Source organism: Desulfuromonadales bacterium, assembly GCA_035620395.1.
Classification (GTDB): Bacteria; Desulfobacterota; Desulfuromonadia; order Desulfuromonadales; family DASPGW01; genus DASPGW01.
Genome location: DASPGW010000313.1, coordinates 1 through 3,979 on the forward strand (window position 1 = coordinate 1; position 3,979 = coordinate 3,979).

Here is a 3,979-nt window from a genome sequence, read left to right on the forward strand (position 1 = left end):
CCGCACGACTACGCCCAGGCGATCATGGACCTGGGAGCGACCCTCTGCACGCCGAAGAACCCCGACTGCCCCCGTTGCCCCCTGGCGGCGCTCTGCCAGGCGCGGGCGCAGGGGCTGGAGCGCGAGTTGCCCCTCTCCGGCAGAAGGAAAGCGGTGCCGACGGTTCTCCAGGTGGCGCTGCTGCTGGAGCGCGGAGGAAATTATCTGGTGCGCCGCCGGCCGCTTGCCGGGATGCTCGGCGGACTCTGGGAATTTCCGACGGCCGCGGTTGCCGAAGGAGGAGCCCCGCTGTCGGCAGCGCGGGCGCTGCTGTCCGGACTCGGTCTGCAGGGGACGCTCGCCGAGACGGGAGGGGTCGCCCACGCGTACAGCCATTTCCGACTCGACCTGCGCGTCTTCCGCGGCACCGTCGAAGATTCCGACCGGGTGTCCGAAGGGGAGGAGCGCTGGGTCGATGCCGCCGGCCTGCAGGCGCTCCCTCTGCACGGTGCCCACAAGAAGGCGGTAAAATTTCTGTAGGGTCAGGTTTGGAACCCGCCCCTACGCACCCTAATCATCCACCGGAGTCCCCATGCCCATCCCCATCCTGACCACCACCGCCGAAGTCACAGCGCTGGCCGAGGAACTCGCCCGCGAGACGGCGATCGCCGTCGATCTCGAGGCCGACTCGATGCACTCCTACCGGGAGAAGGTCTGCCTGCTGCAGTTCTCCACCCCGGCGGCTACCGTGCTGCTCGATCCTCTGGCCGGCGCCGATCTCTCGGCCCTGGCGCCGGTGCTCGCCGACCCCGGCATCCGCAAGATCTTCCATGCCGCCGACTACGACCTGCGCTGCCTTTACCGCGATTTCGGCTTTACGGTGCGCGGCCTCTTCGACACCATGGTCGCCTGCCAGTTTCTCGGGGAGGAAAAGGTGGGTCTGGCCGATGTTCTCGGCAAGCACTACGGCGTGACGCTCGACAAGCAGTACCAACGGGCCGACTGGTCGCTGCGGCCGCTTTCCGCCGAGATGGTCCGCTACGCCGCCGAAGATACCCGCCACCTGCATCGGCTGGCCGCCCAGCTCGAGGAGCGGTTGCAGGAGAAGGGACGGCTCGGCTGGGTGGCCGAAGAGTTTTCCCTGTTGGAGCAGGTCCGTTTTGCTGAGGCTGACGGGCCGCTCTTTTTGCGGGCAAAGGGGGCCTCGGCTCTCGACCGGCGACAGCTGGCGGTGCTCGAAGCACTGCTGCAGTGGCGCACCGGCGAGGCGCAGCGGCGCGACTGCCCACCGTTCAAAGTGCTGGGAAACGCATCGCTGATCGAGCTGGCCAAGAACGCGCCGAAGAGCCCGCAGGGTCTGGTCGGCATCGAGGGGATATCTCCCCGGCTGGTCGACCGTTACGGCAGGCAGTTGTTGCAGGCCGTCGAGGTGGGGATGGCGGTGCCGGAACAGGATTTGCCCGTCTTCCCGCGGGGCGAGCGCCGGGAGAAGGACCCCGATGCGGAGCGCCGTTTCAAGCAGCTCAGGGAGTGGCGGCAGAAGCAGGCAGAGAAACTGTCGATGGAGCCGGGGGTTCTCATCAACAACGCCACCCTTGAGGAGATCGCCCGCCGCCGGCCCGCCTCGATTGCCGCCCTGGCTGAAGTGTCCGGCCTGAAGAGCTGGCAGCGCGAGGCGTTCGGGGCGGAGTTGCTGCGCGCCGCCGGCAAGCCCTGATGAAGAAGCTGCATGCCTTCGGTATCGGCGAGCGTCCCTTGGCCCTGCTGCTCAAGGAGTTGCTGGAAGGGGAGGGGATTGCCTGCCTGATTCGCAACGAGGAGCTCTTCGCTGCGATGGGAGAAATCCCTTTTGTCGAACTTTACCCTGAATTATGGGTGATCGATGACGAAATCTATCCGCGGGCCAGGGTGCTGGTCGACGGCTGGCTGCAGACCGATGCGCACAAGCCGGAGCCTTGGGTCTGCCCAGGCTGCGGTGAGAGGCTCGAGGGACAGTTCGGAGCGTGCTGGAAGTGCGGCAGAGAGAGGGCGTGAAGGCGCTTGCCTTGGTGGGGCGCCAGGCCTGTGCTGAGCCGGATGTTTAGTCTTTTTACGAAGGAGAATTCATGATGCGTATCGTTTGCCTGTCCTTGATTGTCGCCTTTGCCATTTCTGGTTGTATGGTCATTGCTCCGCCCGGACATGTCAAAAAGGGGGTCGGCGTCAAGTCCTCTGCCGAGTTGAAGGGCGACGGAGTCAAGGTCAAACTCAAGGCCAGGTGATCTTCCGGGAGGCTGCAGGCGGGCGGGCTCGTGGCGGTTGCCGGATCTGCGGTTTTTCCTTGTCCTTCTCAGCCCTGCCGTTTTCCCCTCCGGCTTCTCATCACGAAGAGGGAAGATTTCGATGTAATCGAATCGACGAAAGGAGAGCGTCCCGATGAACGAGCCCGGTGCCGGTCGCAACCAGTTCGCCAGTGACAACTACGCCGCCGTCTGCCCCGAGGCGTGGGAGGCGATGGCCGAAGTCAACGCCGGCTACGCCCCCTCCTACGGCGCCGACCCCTGGACGTCCAGGGCCTGCGACCTGCTGCGCGATTTCTTCGAGACCGACTGCCAGGTTTTTTTCGTCTTCAACGGCACGGCCGCCAACTCCCTGGCCCTGTCCAGCTTGTGCCACTCCTACCACAGCATCATCTGTCACGAACTCGCCCACATCGAGACCGATGAGTGCGGCGCTCCGGAGTTCTTCTCCAACGGCACCAAGATTCTGCTCGTTCCCGGCTTGCACGGGAAGGTGGACCTTTCGGCGGTGGAGCACAACGTCAAGCGGCGCAGCGACATTCATTATCCCAAACCGCGGGCGCTCAGCATCAGCCAGGCGACCGAGCTCGGCACCGTTTACACGAGGGAGGAACTGGCCACGGTCGGCGAGATGTGCCGGCGGCTGGGACTGCGCCTGCACATGGACGGCGCACGCTTCGCCAACGCAGTGGCCGCTTCCGGCGCCTCCCCCGCAGAGCTCTCCTGGCGGGCCGGGGTCGATGTGCTCTCCTTCGGCGGCGCCAAGTGCGGGATGGCGGTAGGGGAGGCGGTGGTTTTTTTCGACCGGGCGCTGGCCGAAGAGTTCGACTATCGCTGCAAGCAGGCCGGCCAGCTTGCTGCCAAGATGCGGTTTCTGGCCGCCCCGTGGATCGGTCTGCTGCGCGACGGGGCGCTGCTTCGCCACGCCGCCCATGCCAATGCCTGCGCAAGGCAGCTCGCCACGACGCTGACGGAGATCCCCGGCATCGAGGTGGTCCACCCCTGCCAGGCCAACGCCGTATTCGTATCCATGCCGCCGAGGCTGATCGAGCTTCTTCGCCTGCGCGGTTGGCAGTTCTACACGTTCATCGGCACCGGCCAGGCCCGTTTCATGTGCTCCTGGAGCACCACCGGGGCGGATATCGCCGCTCTGGTGGCTGAGGTGCGCAAACTGGCACAATCGCCTTGACCGCGGCCCCTGCCTTGCCCCCTGCTGAAGTAGGGGAGAGTGATTTGTTGAATGAAAACGGAAATTGACATGTCGGTGCCGGCAGCCTACCTCGGCGTCATCCTCATCTGGACCACCACCCCGCTCGCCATCAAGTGGAGCGGGGAGGGGACCCACTTCCTTTTCGGTCTGCTCGGCCGGATGGCGATCGGCGCCGTTCTCTGTCTGGCGCTGGCGCTGCTGTTGCGTGTGCCTTTGCCTCGCCACCGCAGAGCGTTGCACATCTATCTGGCGAGCGGGCTGGGGATCTGGGGCGGGATGAGCTGTGTCTACTGGGGCGCCCGCTTCATCCCCTCGGGGTGGATCGCCGTGATCTTCGGGCTCACGCCGGTCATCACCGGGGCACTGGCGACCTTCGTCCTGCGCGAGCGGGGGCTGACCCCGCCCCGGCTGGCGGGTATGGCTCTGAGTCTGATCGGCCTTGCGACCATCTTCGGTCGGGGCGCGAGCCTCGGGCCGCAGGCCTTCTGGGGGATCGCAGCCATCGTCCTCG

6 protein-coding genes are annotated in these 3,979 nt (G+C 65.7%); all 6 read left to right on the top strand.

Annotation, left to right across the window (positions count from 1 at the left end):
- The coding region (locus VD811_16655) for an NUDIX domain-containing protein (GenBank protein HXV22617.1) at positions 1-519 on the top strand (519 nt) is incomplete at its 5' end.
- A gap of 52 nt (positions 520-571) precedes the next feature.
- The gene (locus tag VD811_16660; GenBank protein HXV22618.1) at positions 572-1,696 is read left to right on the top strand and encodes an HRDC domain-containing protein; all 1,125 of its coding nucleotides are present in this window, start codon (positions 572-574) and stop codon (positions 1,694-1,696) included.
- The gene (locus VD811_16665) at positions 1,696-2,013 is read left to right on the top strand and encodes a DUF2007 domain-containing protein (protein ID HXV22619.1); all 318 of its coding nucleotides are present in this window, start codon (positions 1,696-1,698) and stop codon (positions 2,011-2,013) included. The genes VD811_16660 and VD811_16665 overlap by 1 nt, the downstream gene beginning before the upstream one ends.
- A gap of 71 nt (positions 2,014-2,084) precedes the next feature.
- The gene (locus VD811_16670) at positions 2,085-2,240 is read left to right on the top strand and encodes a hypothetical protein (GenBank protein HXV22620.1); all 156 of its coding nucleotides are present in this window, start codon (positions 2,085-2,087) and stop codon (positions 2,238-2,240) included.
- A 154-nt stretch (positions 2,241-2,394) separates the two neighbouring features.
- On the top strand, positions 2,395-3,447 hold the full coding sequence (locus VD811_16675) for a low specificity L-threonine aldolase (protein ID HXV22621.1): 1,053 nt from the start codon (positions 2,395-2,397) through the stop codon (positions 3,445-3,447).
- A gap of 51 nt (positions 3,448-3,498) precedes the next feature.
- On the top strand, positions 3,499-3,979 hold a 481-nt coding region (locus VD811_16680), incomplete at its 3' end, for an EamA family transporter (protein ID HXV22622.1).